Origin of the sequence: Brevibacillus sp. JB24b (assembly GCF_051713385.1) — a bacterium.
GTDB lineage: Bacteria > Bacillota > Bacilli > Brevibacillales > Brevibacillaceae > Brevibacillus_B > Brevibacillus_B laterosporus.
In genome coordinates, this window is sequence record NZ_JBNVQV010000001.1 from 1,021,196 (window position 1) to 1,035,924 (window position 14,729).

Below are 14,729 nucleotides of genomic sequence, written 5' to 3' on the forward strand. Positions count from 1 at the left end.
GCGAATGTGGCTAGACCATTTCCTCAACATACCGAATATGTATCGGGCTCTATTAAGCCTAGTCATGTTAGTCAAGCTGAGTTGGATAATGACGTACGACGTATATACGACGAGTGGAAGGAAAGGTATATAAAGAAGAATCCAAAGGCAAGCAATCAGTACTATGTATTTTACAATTTAGAAAAGACGGTTGAACCAGACAATGCCGTTTCTTCTTCAGAAGGTCATGGATATGGGATGCTGGCAACAGTTCTGATGGCAGGACATGATTCTGAAGCTAAAACTTATTTTGACGGTTTGTACCGTTATTACAAAGCTCATCCTAGTGTCTTTAATTCCGCTTTAATGGCTTGGCAACAAGTGAAAGATAGCAAAGGAAACATCATTGACAACCCAGATGGAGGTAATGAGGCAGCCACGGATGGAGATATGGACATCGCCTATGCTTTGTTATTAGCGGACAAACAGTGGGGTAGCTCTGGAGAAATCAATTATCTTTCCCAAGCCAAAAATGTAATCAATGCCATCATGAAACACGAAGTCAATTATTCGGAGGGAATTTTAAAACTGGGGGATTGGGCAGATAATAGCGACAGCAAATACGGTAAAGCGACACGTACTTCAGACTTCATGTTGAGTCATTTAAAGGCCTTTGAACAAGCGACCGGTAATAGTAAATGGAGTAAGGTCATTGATAAAACGTATCATATTCAGAATACCCTCTATACAAAAAATAGCCCTAAGGCTGGACTATTGCCAGATTTCGCTGTTAAAAAAATCGTCCTCCTATGTGCCTGCCCCTCCAAATTTATTAGAAGATAAGAATGATGGTAACTACTATTACAATGCGTGTCGAGTACCTTGGCGCCTACCACATATGGCTAGCTCTTCCATCAAGTCAAATGAGTATTTTGACAATAGTATCCGCTTATTGACTATGATCATAGCTTCAGGAAATTGGCGGTTGACAGAATAATTAGGTAATTACACCTCGCAAATGTAGCAAAAAATATCAAAACGCTAATAAATTGTCAAAAAATAGTTTGTATACGTTCTAAACAATGACTTTCATTTTTATAATATCACTAATGTTATAAACGGAGGTGAGCATTTCGGCCGTGTCAGAACTTTGCTTTACCACATCATGGGAGGTCATTAAATGACAGAACAGAGCGTTATGAGCAGGATGGCAATCAAGGTATGTGTTGCTTTTGGGATGCTGGTATTAATGATAGCAGGGGCTATGTTCGTTGCTGAACGTGTATCAGCTCACGGCTATGTTGAATCACCTACAAGCCGAGCTTATATGTGTAAACAAGACAAAAACATTAATTGTGGTCCCATTCAGTATGAGCCTCAGAGCGTAGAAGGGGAAGGGTCCTTTCCACAATCTGGCCCACCGGATGGACAAATCACAGGGGCCGGACGCTATCCCGATCTGTATACACAAACCGCTGATCGTTGGAAGAAGGTAACAATGCATGGTGGAGCCAATACGTTTAAGTGGAGATTGACAGCATCGCATAGCACGAAGGAGTGGAAGTATTACATTACGAAAAATGGCTGGAATCCCAATAAACCACTTGCTCGCTCCGACTTAGACATAGTTCCGTTTTGTTACTATTACGATGGTGGGAACAGACCTGGTACTACGGTGACTCATACATGTAATGTACCAACTGATCACAGTGGTTATCATCTTATTCTGGCCGTGTGGGAGATTGCGGATACCACGAATGCTTTTTATCAAGTGATAGACGTTAATCTGGTCAAAAGCGCTGCTACTGAGCAAGTCTCTATTGATTTGAGCAAGGCTACTGTAGACCAACAAGCTCCTCAAATGGGAAAGGTAAGTCCTATCTTTTCTACGGTACAACAAATTACACAGGGAAGTATTCTGCCGCGTGATCAATGGTTTGCTGATGATTTGCGCGCACCATACTGATTAGGTATAGACCGAATAATGGGTGTCACTAAAACGCCTAATATTCGGTTTTTTTGAGTCAAAAAACCTATGCAAAAAAAATAGTTTAGTAATAACATAAATGTAGTTCTTTCAGCCTAAAGTAGTGTACATAGAAAGCGCATACAGGAAATGTTGAGAGTTTCCATCTTTTTACTACCTTTTGTTCAAAAATCAGTTCTCCGCTTTAAAAAATGAGCCGTTTTAAAATGTGACTATTGTAGTGTGATGATTCAGTCGTAAAGAATCTATCTAAAATGCTACCAATTTTAATAAAATAACAAATGTTACAAAGTATTTCGTATAACCTAGAACATCACATACTAGGAGGTAGACAGAATGGCTTTGCAATGGAAAACGGTTTTTGGGAAGAGCTCTGTAGCTTTTGGAATAACGCTGGCAGCTATGGCTGGTACGATGGTATTTGCAAGTAGTGCGTCAGCACATGGTTACATTGAATCACCAACGAGTAGAGCTTTGCTGTGTAAGCAAGGACAAAATGTTGGTTGCGGTCAAATTCAATATGAACCGCAAAGTGTAGAAGGGAAAGGTAATTTTCCACAATCTGGGCCTAAGGATGGTGAGATCACAGGGGCAGGAAAATATACGGAACTCTTCGCTCAAACAGATAGTAGATGGAAAAAAGTAGACATGAAGGGCGGAAAAAACACTTTTACATGGTATTTGACTGCTCCACATTCTACAGGTGACTGGAAATATTATATAACGAAAAAAGATTGGAATCCGAACAAACCATTAGGCCGCGATGATCTTGAGCTCATTGCAAAATTTAACGATGGTGGAAAAGTTCCGCCTAAATCAGTGTCTCACAACGTTAATGTACCGACCGATCGAAGTGGCTACCATATCATTCTTGGTGTATGGGAAATCGCTGACACAGGGAATGCTTTTTATCAAGCCATCGACGTAAATTTGAAAAACGATGGTAACCCAACAGAGCCAGAGGTACAATTACCGACAATTCCTAGCAACTTGACCTCTCCAGGACAGACAACAACAAGTATCGAGTTGCGCTGGTCAGCCTCGACAGCTTCTGAGGGGATCAAAGAATATGAAGTATATCGTAATGGTCGTCTAGTAGGTACAACTAGCCAAGCGTATTTTGAAGATAAAGAATTGACTCTTGATACAGCTTACACATACACAGTTCGTTCCGTTGATTTTGCTGGAAATAAATCTGAACTGTCCAAGCCGTTCACAGTGAAAACAAGTAAAGAAGACGAACAAGTAGAATTGCCAACAGCACCAGGTAATCTTGTTTCGCCTGCAAAAACCAAATCTACAATTGATTTGAGTTGGACAGCTTCCACAGCTCCTCATGGGATTCACGCCTATGAAGTGTATCGTGATGGCGGACTTGTAGGAACGACTAGAGAAACAACGTTTACAGACAAGGATTTAAAAGCAGACACAACATATTCTTATATGGTGGTAGCTGTTGACCATGCTGGTAATAAATCTGCTTTCTCTCAAAAAGTAACAGTGCGTACTGAAAAAGAGCAGGATGGGAACACCGGTGATACATGGAACAAAGACAATGTTTATAATAATGGCGATCGAGTTATATATGAAGGCGTAGAATATGAAGCACAATGGTGGACTCGCGGTGACCGTCCCGACAGCTCTGATGTATGGAAACAAGTGGGCGATGTCGTACAAAAATGGAACAGCGAGAAAGCATACCAGGGTGGAGCAAAAGTCTCCTACGAGGGTAAAACATATCAAGCAGAATGGTGGACAAAAGGGGAAGAGCCTAGTACATCATCTGTATGGACACTCGTACAGTAAGTAGTTTGGGCAGTAACAGAATAGGATAAGAGAAAGGGACCATTCAATAGCTTGCTTGAATGGTCCCTTTTTGTATTTGCCGAGGCGTGCTAGGACAGAATGTTTACACGATAAGGAGAAATAACAATAATGGCAACACCAAGAAATTAAGCGCCCATCTTAATTGAAGTGCACCCCTTGGAGTAGACATTGGAAAAATCCCCAAGGTTATCCGATGACTCTGATCTTACCCCTGTCAAGTAGACAACTTTAAACAAGCCCCATCTAGGCAACCTGAGTTCGGTATTCTATCGGACTCAGGTTTTTTAATCGAGATTGAAACCGTTGCTGATTATAGAAATTAATGTAACCGTGGAGAGCTTCTTCCACTTCTTTATCTGTTTGAAACGAATGAAGATACAAACACTCTGTTTTTAGATGCCCAAAGAATCCCTCAATACAGGCGTTCAGGAGAGTGGATAGGAGTTTGTCCAAAAACGGAGGCTATTGGTTCTTGAAACCACCATTGTATGGAATCAATCATGTGGGAACCGATTGAGTTAAGTGTGCCTCCCCCTAACGCTTTATCTTCTTTCCAGCTTTTATAGCCTGAATGGTGAGAAAGATAATTTAAGGCGTTTCCTTGGTAACGAATATGTATAATTCGGCCTAATTGTCCGCTTTCGATGATTTCTTTCACCTTTGACCGAGCGGGTAGATATCTGAATTCAAAGTTGATGGCTCCGAATCGATTTGCGTGATCACGTGCAGCAATCATTTCTTGTGCCTCATTGAGATTGAGTGCCATTGGCTTTTCGCATAGCACATGATACCCATGAGCAAAGGCGTCACAAACCATCTCTTTGTGCTGATACTGTGCTGAAGTAACAGAAACAAGATCGAGAGCTTCTGAGGTTAACATGGTTTTCCAATCGGAATAAATATTCGAGATGCCTGTTGCTTTTCTGACTTGCTCAGTGTTTCTTCCTGATACACTCGTAATTGCAATTACCTCAAACTGTGGATGAGCCTGAAAAAGCGGAGCATGGACTGAGGCACCAAAGCCTGTTCCAATAATCCCCACTTTTAATTTAGATGTCGACATAGCAAGTCCTCTCCTTATCTTTCTGTTTCACACATTATAAAGAAAATATCTATCATCCTAGAAATAGATATGATTGTCTATAGTCGATTTTGTCATTTACATCCATTTCTTTTTCATCCCTAACAACTTCTGGTAGTATGGATAAGAGAGTATAGAAAAAAGCACTGATAGGGCTACAGATACACGGAGGAACGAATAATGAATAGGAGATATCTTGCTATCTACGAGGAGATTAGACAGGGAATTATTGAAGGAGTGTATCCACCAGGGGAAAAATTACCTTCTGAAAATGATTTTTGCAAAAAGTTTGAGACTAGTAGAGGTACGATTCGCCGTGCTTTGGATATGCTAGCAGAAGAAGGACTTGTCAACAGCATGCATGGGAAAGGTGTCTTTGTTTTAGATCAAAATACGATTAGCTTTTCCTTTGGTGGATTGGTCAGTTTTAAAGAAGCTAATGAAAATAGTGGACAGGTCTTTTCTACAACTGTTCCTTTCTTTACGGAGCTTGTTATTGATGAAAAATTGGAGCAAAAAACTCATCTTCCAAATGGTATAAACGTTTATCATTTATATCGTGTAAGAAAGCTGGATGGGGAAAGAGTCATATTAGATATTAACTATTTTAGCAAAGAAAAATGTGAAGGCTTGACTCCTGAAATAGCTGAGAAGTCCATTTATGAGTATATCGAGCATGATTTGGAATTAAAAATTGGGTTTGCACAAAGAGTGATTCAAGTAGAGCAAGCGACAGGAAAAGACAGAGAATATCTGGATATGAAAGCATTTGGATTTGTCGTAGTGGTTCGCAACTATGTGCATTTGTATGACGGTTCGATATTTGAGTACACAGAGTCGCGCCATCGTCCAGATCGGTTTGTGTTTACTGATTTCGCACGGAGGCGATAAATCATAGTTAAATGAGGTTATTGTCCGGGTCTAGTACGCTGAAGTCGCGATCACCCCACGGCTGATCTCTTAGATGACCATTGGAGGGTAGGATACCCAGCGGTTGAGTACGCTGATAAAGTTCGTCAATATCTTCGACAGCTGGTTGTACCTGCAAGAAACGATTCTGCACCTGAAACGATCGGGGAGAGAACGTTACGAGTACGCCAGCTCTCATCAGTGGCTACCCAAAGATGAATTTGAACATGATTACACTCAACAATAGCGAATCCTTCCTCGTGACAGACTAGGGTAAAACCAAGTTTATCATGATAAAAATCCCCGCTTTTCACAATGTCTGTCACAGGTAATGCTGGAATGACTCCCAACATTCTCATAAGAAGCCCCTTGTCTTACATCAAATATGACCTTCTTTATAAAACGATCTCGATTGTAAGATTACCGATTTCGCTAATCAACATATTTCATCCTGTTTTTTTTCAAATGAAATGAAAATGCTTCAGTGTTACTTTCAGGGAAGTATCAGTCAGTATAAATTGTAAGATAATGGGTCAACCAAACAGCTGGTTATCACCACGTTATAGTGAGCCGGCTGTTTTTAGTCTGCATTCTAGCCGTATTGGTGTCTTTATAAAGAAATGAAGAACATTGACTAGTGGTATCCTAAGAATAATTTATTTAGTATAACTTGTATAAACAAGTGTTTACAAACTTGTTTATACAAGTTATACTAAGGTCAATAAACAAGGATGAAAGCGATTCCAAAGGGAGGTACATCTATGAGTGTTAGCAAAAAGTCCGTAGAGGAGATCATTGAAGCACTTGGCGGTAAAGAAAATATTGTAACCGCTTCACATTGTGTAACGCGCTTACGTCTTGCTTTGCTAGATGAGGGGAAGGTCCAGAAGGAAGAGCTAGATACTCTTGATCTGGTAAAAGGGTCCTTTTCTGCCAATGGACAGTTTCAGGTTGTAATTGGTCCTGGTCTGGTTGAAAAAGCTTATGCTCATTTATTAGAGCTTACTAGTTTAGATAAGGCTTCTAAGCAGGAGCTCAAGGATGCTACGGAAAAAAATTTAAATCCGATACAAAGAGCAATTAAAACATTAGCTGATATTTTCATTCCAATCTTACCTGCAATTGTGACCGCTGGTTTGCTAATGGGGATTAATAATGTTTTGACAGGAAAAGGGATCTTTTTCCCAGAGCAATCACTGATTCAGGTATATGCCCAATGGAAGGATTTAGCAGATATCATTAATCTCATTGCCAATACGTCCTTCGTATTCTTGCCGGCATTAATCGGCTGGTCTGCTGCAAAACGCTTTGGTGGTAGTGAGCTTCTTGGGATGGTGCTTGGATTAATGCTCATTCACCCCGATTTATTAAATGCTTGGGGATACGGAGATGCGGTTGCAAAAGGAACGGTGCCATACTGGAATTTATTTGGCTTAAGTATTGAAAAAATTGGGTATCAAGGTCAAGTGTTACCTGTTCTTGTTTCAGCGTTTTGTTTAGCGAAGATAGAACAATTCATGAATAAACGTGTACCAGACGCTTTTAAGCTATTATTAGTAGCTCCTGTGACGTTATTAGTAACAGGCTTCCTGTCATTCATCGTGATCGGTCCGTTAACCTTTTCAATCGGAAATGTAATTACTAATGCCTTTGTGAGCATTTTTGATAATTTTGCAGGGGTTGGTGGTCTCATTTATGGTGGATTCTATGCCTTGCTGGTTGTAACAGGCATGCATCATACCTTCCTTGCTGTAGATTTGCAATTGATCGCAAGTGTAGGCGGAACCTTCTTATGGCCAATTCTAGTACTTTCTAATATTGCTCAGGGCTCTGCTTCATTAGCTACGATGCTTTTGATCCGTGACGAAAAGGGCAAGGGATTGTCACTTACATCAGCGATTTCTGCTTTCCTAGGAATTACGGAACCAGCTATGTTCGGGGTAAATCTACGGTTACGCTATCCATTTATCGCTGCGATGATTGGATCTGCACTCGGTGCCGTATACATTACGATAAATAAGGTAAAAGCCGCTTCAATTGGTGTAGGTGGTTTGCCAGGCTTCTTGTCCATCTTCCCACAAAACTGGGGACCGTTCTTTGTCGGAATGGCAGTCGCATTAGTTGTACCTTTTGTCCTTACTATTATTTTTGGCAAAATGCGCAGCAAAAAGGTAGAAGAGAAGGGGACAAAGGCCGTAGCGTAACAAGTAACTTACTATGACACGTAAGTAGTGCACATACAACGAGACTAAGCTTTACGAAAATGGTGGTGTAAGCAATGCAAGAAACATGGTGGAAGAAAGCGGTTGTGTATCAGATTTATCCAAAAAGCTTTCTTGATACAACAGGGAATGGTATCGGAGATTTGGAAGGAATTACTCGACAATTAGATTATTTACAGCAATTAGGTGTGGATGTGATCTGGTTAACTCCTATTTATGCATCTCCACAAAAAGATAATGGCTACGACATCAGCGATTATTATACGATCAATCCTGAGTACGGAACTATGGAATCGTTTGAACAGCTGTTACATGAAGCTCATCAACGGAAGATCAAGCTGATTATGGATATCGTAGTGAACCATACATCTATTGAACATGAATGGTTTAAACAAGCAAGGTCTTCCAAAGATAACCCGTATCGTGACTATTATATTTGGAAAGATGGTGTAGATGGCAATCCTCCAACGAACTGGCAATCCAAATTTGGTGGGAATGCTTGGGAATGGGATGAACAAACAGAGCAATACTATCTGCATTTGTACGACGTGACGCAAGCTGATTTGAATTGGGAGAACCCTACTCTACGACGCGAAATTTATGATATGATGCACTTTTGGCTGAAAAAAGGCGTTGATGGTTTCCGCTTAGATGTAATTAATGTTATCTCCAAGGATCAGACTTTCCAAAACGATACGCTACAAAGCCCAATGGAGGATGGACGACGCTTTTATACTGATGGTCCTCGCATCCACGAATATTTAAAAGAAATGAATGAGCAGGTTTTTGCTCATTATCCAGAGATATTGACAGTAGGAGAAATGTCGTCTACAACGATTGATAATTGCATCCGTTATACCAATCCAGACGAGAGAGAACTAAGTATGGTCTTTAATTTTCATCATTTGAAGGTCGACTATCCGAACGGACAAAAGTGGGCTACAGGTGAGTTTGACTTTGCAAAATTAAAGAGCATTCTCAATGAATGGCAGGTTGGAATGCAAGCAGGTGAAGGCTGGAATGCATTGTTCTGGTGCAATCACGATCAGCCGCGTGTAGTTACTCGTTTTGGTGATGATCAGAAATATCATAATGAATCTGCGAAAATGCTGGGGACCGCTCTTCATTTTATGCAAGGTACTCCCTACATCTATCAGGGTGAAGAGTTTGGCATGACTGATCCTGGGTATGCTAATATCGAGGATTACCGTGATGTAGAAACAATTAACGCTTACCATTTGCTCCGTGAGACAGGCATTTCTGAGCAGGAGATAATGAAGGCGATCAAACAAAAATCCAGAGATAATTCACGTACACCAATGCAATGGTCGGATGCTTCAAATGGTGGATTCACGGCAGGTACTCCTTGGATTAACGTAGCTAATAATTATCTGTCAATCAATGCACAGCGAGCACAGGAGGATCAGAATTCCATCTGGTATCACTATCAAAAATTGATCCAGCTACGCAAAAAACATGATGTCATTGCATATGGTGATTTTACCATGCTGTATCCAGAGCATCCCCAGATATATGCCTATGTTCGCCAATATGGTTCTGAGCAGGTAGTAGTGATTAGTAATTTTTATGCTGAACCAACAGAATTTGTACTGCCGAAGGATATCGATAGAAAAGCACATAGGGAGGTTATTCTGACCAACTATCCAGATGTGCCGGCAACACTGGATGAATTCACATTGCGTCCATATGAGTCGCTTGCGATTTTAATAAAGTAAGGTAGCTTTGAAACAGAATGCTCACATCCCAGTTCCAGATTGAAATGGGAAATGGGCATTTTGTTTTTTTGTTTCTATTTGTACTCAGAGCCAGACAGCGGTATCATAAGAAGGAGAATGGTTGACATAATGAGATCGTCATATTCAACCGATAGAATCCGGTTTTGAGAGGATGACAACATGAGTAAAAAGATTGTTTTAGCAGAGAAACCCTCAGTGGGTAAAGATATCGCCAGAGTTTTGAAATGTACCAAGCAGGGGAATGGGTACCTTGAAGGCGACAAATATGTAGTAACTTGGGCATTTGGTCATCTTGTTACGTTAGCTGATCCTGAAGTCTATGGAGAGACCTATAAATCATGGAAGCTGGAGGATTTACCGCTGTTGCCATCTCGCCTGCAATTGACAGTCATCAGACAGAGCTCTAAGCAATATCAGATTGTTAAAAAATTGTTAGGTCGTCAGGATGTTACAGAAGTGATTATTGCTACGGATGCTGGACGTGAAGGTGAGTTGGTGGCGAGGTGGATTTTAGAAAAAGCGCACGTGAAAAAGCCTGTGAAGCGCTTGTGGATATCCTCTGTGACTGATAAAGCAATTACGGATGGCTTCAGAAAGATACGAGATGGCAAGGAGTACGAGAATCTTTATGCTTCTGCTGTTGCTCGTGCTGAAGCCGACTGGTTTGTCGGTATCAATGCCACCCGTGCTCTTACAACAAAGCATAATGCTCAGCTCTCTTGTGGACGTGTTCAAACTCCTACTGTGGCTATGATTGCTAAACGTGAGGAGGAGATTCAAAAATTCGTTCCTCGTCCTTATTATGGCGTACAAGCGATAACAGGCAATGGTTTAAAACTTACGTGGCAGGATCAGCAGACAAAAGATATGAAGACGTTTACCAAAGAGAAGGCCGAGAAAATTGTCGAAAGCAGTAAAAATAAACAAGCGGAAATTATTGATATCCAGAAGGCTAACAAGAAAAGCTTTGCTCCAGCTTTATACGACCTAACCGAGCTACAACGTGATGCGAATAAGCGGTTTGGTTTTTCGGCAAAGGAGACCCTCTCCGTCATGCAAGGATTGTACGAAACACATAAGGTGCTCACGTACCCGCGCACAGATTCTCGCTATCTGACATCAGATATTGTCGAAACAATACCTGATCGATTGAGGGCTATTTCGGTTAAACCATACACTCCGTTTGCTGCTAAGCTGTTAAAGCAACCGATTCGAGCGGGTAAACATGTAGTGGATGATAGCAAGGTATCTGATCATCATGCGATTATTCCAACTGAGCAATCTGTGCTGATGAATAAGCTTAGCGACAAGGAACGTAAAATATATGACCTTGTTGTTAAACGCTTTCTGGCTGTGCTATATACACCTTTTGAATATGAACAAATTAGTATTCGTGCTCGCATTGGCGATGGCGAATTCTTAGCAAAAGGGAAGACGATCACGAATCAAGGCTGGAAAGAAATCTACGACAACCATTTTGATGAAGAGGAAAACGGAGATGGATTAAAAGAGCAGCTTTTACCAAAGCTACAACAAGGTGAGCAAATGCCTGTACAAACCGTTTCTCTTACGAAAGGGGAAACAAAACCTCCAGAGCCATTTACAGAGGCTACACTACTTTCCGCTATGGAGAATCCTGTCCGCTATATGGGACAGGTTGATAAGCAGGTAGCCAAAACATTGGGTGACACAGGTGGATTAGGAACAGTTGCCACTCGCGCAGATATTATTGAAAAATTGTTTAATAGCTTCTTGATTGAAAAGCGTGGCAAGCATATTCATATCACATCTAAAGGAAAGCAGTTGTTGGAGCTTGTACCAGAAGAACTCCGCTCTCCTGCTCTTACTGCCGAATGGGAAATGAAGCTAGGGGCTATCTCGAAAGGAAGCTTAGCTAAAAACAGCTTCATACAGGAAATGAAGAAGTATGCCGAGCAAATCGTTCAACAAATTAAATGTAGCGAGCAAAAATTCCGTCATGACAATCTGACTCGCTCCAAATGTCCGGATTGTGGAAAGCTGATGCTCGAGGTGAATGGTAAAAAAGGAAAAATGCTGGTTTGTCAGGATCGAGAGTGCGGTCATCGTAAGAATGTATCCAAGGTTACAAACGCAAGATGCCCACAATGTCGGAAAAAGATGGAGATGCGTGGTGAAGGAGAAGGCAAGATCTTCGTATGCAAATGCGGTCATCGTGAAAAATTGTCTGCGTTTAACGACCGACGTGGCAAAGAGAAACAGACGAATGTTTCCAAGCGAGATGTAGCGCAATATATGAAAAAACAGCAACACGACCAAAAAGACATAGGTAATCCAGCTTTGATGGAGGCATTGAAGAATTTTAAGCTAGATCAGTAATTTTATAATAAAAAATGTACTTGTATGTATAGGCGCCCTCTCTTCATTTATCCGTGAGAAAGGGCGCCTATTTTAGTGTCTATGTTTACTCGAAAAAAAGACAATAACAAAGTAGAGAGGTATTTTCAGAATTTATTATTTTTATGTTAATGACTCTTGAGAGAAGTACATACATATATTTTATTCATAAAGTAAATTGGTTGATAGATTAGTATGTTCTATAAAATGTAAGTGTTTTTATATATTGGCATATTTATGGTAGAGAACACTGTTCACTATACAAGAAGGCTATAGGCACGAGGTTTTACGTCTACATTCGCAATTTGAAAGCGAATTCTTTTTTTAGTCTAATAAAAAACAGCAATATATCAAAAAAATAACAATAATATGATCGATAAATAACATTGTTACTAATCTACAAGAAACAAAGTCATTATTTTTACATAATAAAAACATAATAATAAAATGTGCTAGAAAAATATTGAAGAAAATGACCATTATTGGTAGTATTGAAAAATAACCCTGTAATTTTATGTATTATAATGCAGTTTTTTGTCGCATAATTGGTAGCGTAAATGTTAGTGGTGATGTGAACAAATTGTTATCTGTTAAAAGGAAGATAAACCAAAGTTGGTTCAGAATTTTTCGTTTTTCATTTTATAAGACAAAGAGGTGGTCCTGATGGATTTATCTACATTAAATTTTTTGGATGAAACAGAAAAGCATAAGTTATTGAATCAATTCAATGATACGGACGCTAATTTTCCTCAGGAGATGACCATTCATGCATTGTTTGAAAAGCAGGTACAAGAAAGACCGGATCAAACTGCGGTAATTTTTAATGAACAAAGTATGACCTATAAACAAATTAATGAACGAGCAAATCAAGTGGCACATAGCTTACGGAAGCATGGAGTTGTTCCAGACGAAATTGTTGGGATTCTAGCAGATCGCAATACTGACATGCTCATTTCAATTCTCGGTGTATTAAAGGCTGGGGCCGCTTATATGCCTATTGATCCTACATATCCTACAGAACGTATTCATTATATGATCAATGACAGCCAAACTAAGATTGTACTTGCCGAAGATAGAGAGATGGTTCTAGAAGGCTGCAATGCAGAGCTGATCTTCTTGCATGATACGGCTCTATTAAACGAGGAAATCTCCAATTTAGTACATGTAAATAAGCCTGAGGATTTGGCCTATATTATCTACACATCTGGCTCCACTGGTAAACCAAAAGGGGTTATGATTGAACATCGCAATGTGATTCGCTTGTTATTTAATGACAGAAATCTATTTGATTTTACTAGTGACGATGTTTGGACCGTTTTCCATTCGTTCTGTTTTGACTTCTCAGTTTGGGAGATGTATGGGGCTTTACTGTATGGAGGAAGAATCATCCTCGTTTCCTTTGAGATAGCGAGAGATCCACATGCGTTCCGAAATTTACTTCAAGAGCAAAAGGTTACGATTTTGAATCAAACCCCTACAGCTTTTTATCAACTCTCCTCTGAAGAGATGCAACATTCTGATAGTAATTTATCGATTCGTAAAATCATCTTTGGTGGAGAAGCGTTAACACCGTCACAGTTACTAGCATGGAAGCAAAAATATCCAAACACAGCCTTGATTAATATGTACGGCATTACAGAAACAACTGTTCATGTGACTTATAAGGAATTTGACTTACATGATATGGACAGCACAATTAGTAATATTGGAAAGCCTATCCCTACGTTAAAAACCTATGTTTTAGATTCTAGGAGAAACCTAGCTCCAATAGGGGTGAAAGGTGAACTGTATGTGAGCGGCAAAGGAGTAGCCCGCGGTTATTTAAACAAACCTGAATTGACGGAAGAACGATTTATGGATAACCCCTTTGTTCCCGGAGAAAGAATGTATCGTACGGGTGACTTGGCTAGATGGTTACCTGAAGGAGAGCTAGAATACCTAGGCAGGATTGACCAACAGGTAAAAATCAGGGGCTATCGCATTGAACTCGGAGAAATAGAAGCCGAGCTTTTGAAGCAAAAAGGGATGAAGGAAGCAGTAGTTTTAGTTACAAATGATAAAAATGAACAACCACAATTACATGCCTATTTAACATCTACTGAAGATTGGGCACCAGCAGATCTTCGTAATCAACTTACTACAACATTACCCTCGTACATGATTCCAGCTCATTTTATATTTGTGTCGCATATGCCTATTACGCCAAATGGAAAAATTGATAAAGAATCACTTCGTAGAATAGAACCATCACTTCAAGAAAGCTCTACAGGAACGTATGCAGCTCCACAAACACCTACAGAACGGCAATTAGTCCTTATATGGGAAGAAAATATCGGAATGGAACCTATCAGCATAGATGATAATTATTTTGCTTTAGGTGGCGATTCCATCAAAGCAATTAAGCTATTGCACGCTATAAACAAAGAATTTCAGATTAGCTTCCAAATTGGAGATTTGTATAAGCATGGAACCATTAGAGAAATGGGTCAGCAAATTGGCGAAAAAGGTAAGCAATCTAATAATCAAAAACTGTTGAAACTTCAAGAATTGGACCGTCTAAAAGAGAAAATTTTGGGAAGTGATAAATAGTC

The 14,729-nt window shown here is 40.0% G+C and carries 10 protein-coding genes and 1 pseudogene; 8 read left to right on the plus strand and 3 right to left on the minus strand.

Annotation, left to right across the window (positions count from 1 at the left end):
• Positions 1-6 precede the first annotated feature (6 nt).
• From ACQV1I_RS05380 to ACQV1I_RS05390, 3 genes are all read left to right on the plus strand, one after another.
• A complete protein-coding gene (locus ACQV1I_RS05380) occupies positions 7-822 on the plus strand; it encodes a glycosyl hydrolase family 8 (RefSeq protein WP_236645675.1) in 816 nt (271 codons plus the stop codon).
• Positions 823-1,216: 394 nt separating this feature from the next.
• Positions 1,217-1,945 carry a lytic polysaccharide monooxygenase gene (locus ACQV1I_RS05385; protein ID WP_376786100.1) on the plus strand — a complete coding sequence of 243 codons (729 nt, stop codon included), beginning with the start codon at positions 1,217-1,219 and terminating at the stop codon, positions 1,943-1,945.
• A gap of 357 nt (positions 1,946-2,302) precedes the next feature.
• The gene (locus tag ACQV1I_RS05390; RefSeq protein ID WP_116333028.1) at positions 2,303-3,772 is read left to right on the plus strand and encodes a lytic polysaccharide monooxygenase; all 1,470 of its coding nucleotides are present in this window, start codon (positions 2,303-2,305) and stop codon (positions 3,770-3,772) included.
• Between the two features lie 264 nt (positions 3,773-4,036).
• Here ACQV1I_RS05390 and ACQV1I_RS05395 read toward each other — a convergent pair whose 3' ends face one another.
• The gene (locus ACQV1I_RS05395) at positions 4,037-4,246 is read right to left on the minus strand and encodes an IS3 family transposase (protein ID WP_116333030.1); all 210 of its coding nucleotides are present in this window, start codon (positions 4,244-4,246) and stop codon (positions 4,037-4,039) included.
• On the minus strand, positions 4,206-4,856 hold the full coding sequence (locus tag ACQV1I_RS05400; protein WP_116333032.1) for a Gfo/Idh/MocA family protein: 651 nt from the start codon (positions 4,854-4,856) through the stop codon (positions 4,206-4,208). The genes ACQV1I_RS05395 and ACQV1I_RS05400 overlap by 41 nt, the downstream gene beginning before the upstream one ends.
• 198 nt (positions 4,857-5,054) lie before the next feature.
• Here ACQV1I_RS05400 and treR point away from each other — a divergent pair, with 198 nt between their 5' ends.
• Positions 5,055-5,765 (plus strand): trehalose operon repressor, encoded by a 711-nt coding sequence (gene treR, locus ACQV1I_RS05405; protein ID WP_094702559.1) that lies wholly within the window; start codon positions 5,055-5,057, stop codon positions 5,763-5,765.
• A gap of 7 nt (positions 5,766-5,772) precedes the next feature.
• On the opposite strand, the pseudogene ACQV1I_RS05410 reads toward treR, so the two are convergent.
• Positions 5,773-6,142, minus strand: a pseudogene (locus tag ACQV1I_RS05410) (VOC family protein).
• A 402-nt stretch (positions 6,143-6,544) separates the two neighbouring features.
• Here ACQV1I_RS05410 and treP point away from each other — a divergent pair.
• The 4 genes from treP to ACQV1I_RS05430 all read left to right on the plus strand — a co-directional run bounded on the left by treP (position 6,545) and on the right by ACQV1I_RS05430 (position 14,727).
• Positions 6,545-7,987 (plus strand): PTS system trehalose-specific EIIBC component, encoded by a 1,443-nt coding sequence (gene treP / locus ACQV1I_RS05415; protein ID WP_116333034.1) that lies wholly within the window; start codon positions 6,545-6,547, stop codon positions 7,985-7,987.
• A 74-nt stretch (positions 7,988-8,061) separates the two neighbouring features.
• Positions 8,062-9,741 carry an alpha,alpha-phosphotrehalase gene (treC, locus tag ACQV1I_RS05420; protein WP_116333036.1) on the plus strand — a complete coding sequence of 560 codons (1,680 nt, stop codon included), beginning with the start codon at positions 8,062-8,064 and terminating at the stop codon, positions 9,739-9,741.
• A gap of 180 nt (positions 9,742-9,921) precedes the next feature.
• Positions 9,922-12,120, plus strand: a complete 2,199-nt coding sequence (locus tag ACQV1I_RS05425; protein ID WP_116333038.1) for a DNA topoisomerase III — start codon at positions 9,922-9,924, stop codon at positions 12,118-12,120.
• A gap of 681 nt (positions 12,121-12,801) precedes the next feature.
• On the plus strand, positions 12,802-14,727 hold the full coding sequence (locus ACQV1I_RS05430; RefSeq protein WP_116333039.1) for a non-ribosomal peptide synthetase: 1,926 nt from the start codon (positions 12,802-12,804) through the stop codon (positions 14,725-14,727).
• The last annotated feature ends 2 nt before the right edge of the window (positions 14,728-14,729 follow it).

What these genes read in the sequence shown, in the direction of transcription:
- ACQV1I_RS05400 (WP_116333032.1), bottom strand. Translation starts at nt 4,856, where the DNA reads ATGTCGACATCTAAATTAAAAGTGGGGATTATTGGAACAGGCTTTGGT.
- treR (WP_094702559.1), top strand. Translation starts at nt 5,055, where the DNA reads ATGAATAGGAGATATCTTGCTATCTACGAGGAGATTAGACAGGGAATT.
- ACQV1I_RS05385 (WP_376786100.1), top strand. Translation starts at nt 1,217, where the DNA reads ATGCTGGTATTAATGATAGCAGGGGCTATGTTCGTTGCTGAACGTGTA.
- ACQV1I_RS05430 (WP_116333039.1), top strand. Translation starts at nt 12,802, where the DNA reads ATGGATTTATCTACATTAAATTTTTTGGATGAAACAGAAAAGCATAAG.
- treC (WP_116333036.1), top strand. Translation starts at nt 8,062, where the DNA reads ATGCAAGAAACATGGTGGAAGAAAGCGGTTGTGTATCAGATTTATCCA.
- ACQV1I_RS05425 (WP_116333038.1), top strand. Translation starts at nt 9,922, where the DNA reads ATGAGTAAAAAGATTGTTTTAGCAGAGAAACCCTCAGTGGGTAAAGAT.
- treP (WP_116333034.1), top strand. Translation starts at nt 6,545, where the DNA reads ATGAGTGTTAGCAAAAAGTCCGTAGAGGAGATCATTGAAGCACTTGGC.
- ACQV1I_RS05390 (WP_116333028.1), top strand. Translation starts at nt 2,303, where the DNA reads ATGGCTTTGCAATGGAAAACGGTTTTTGGGAAGAGCTCTGTAGCTTTT.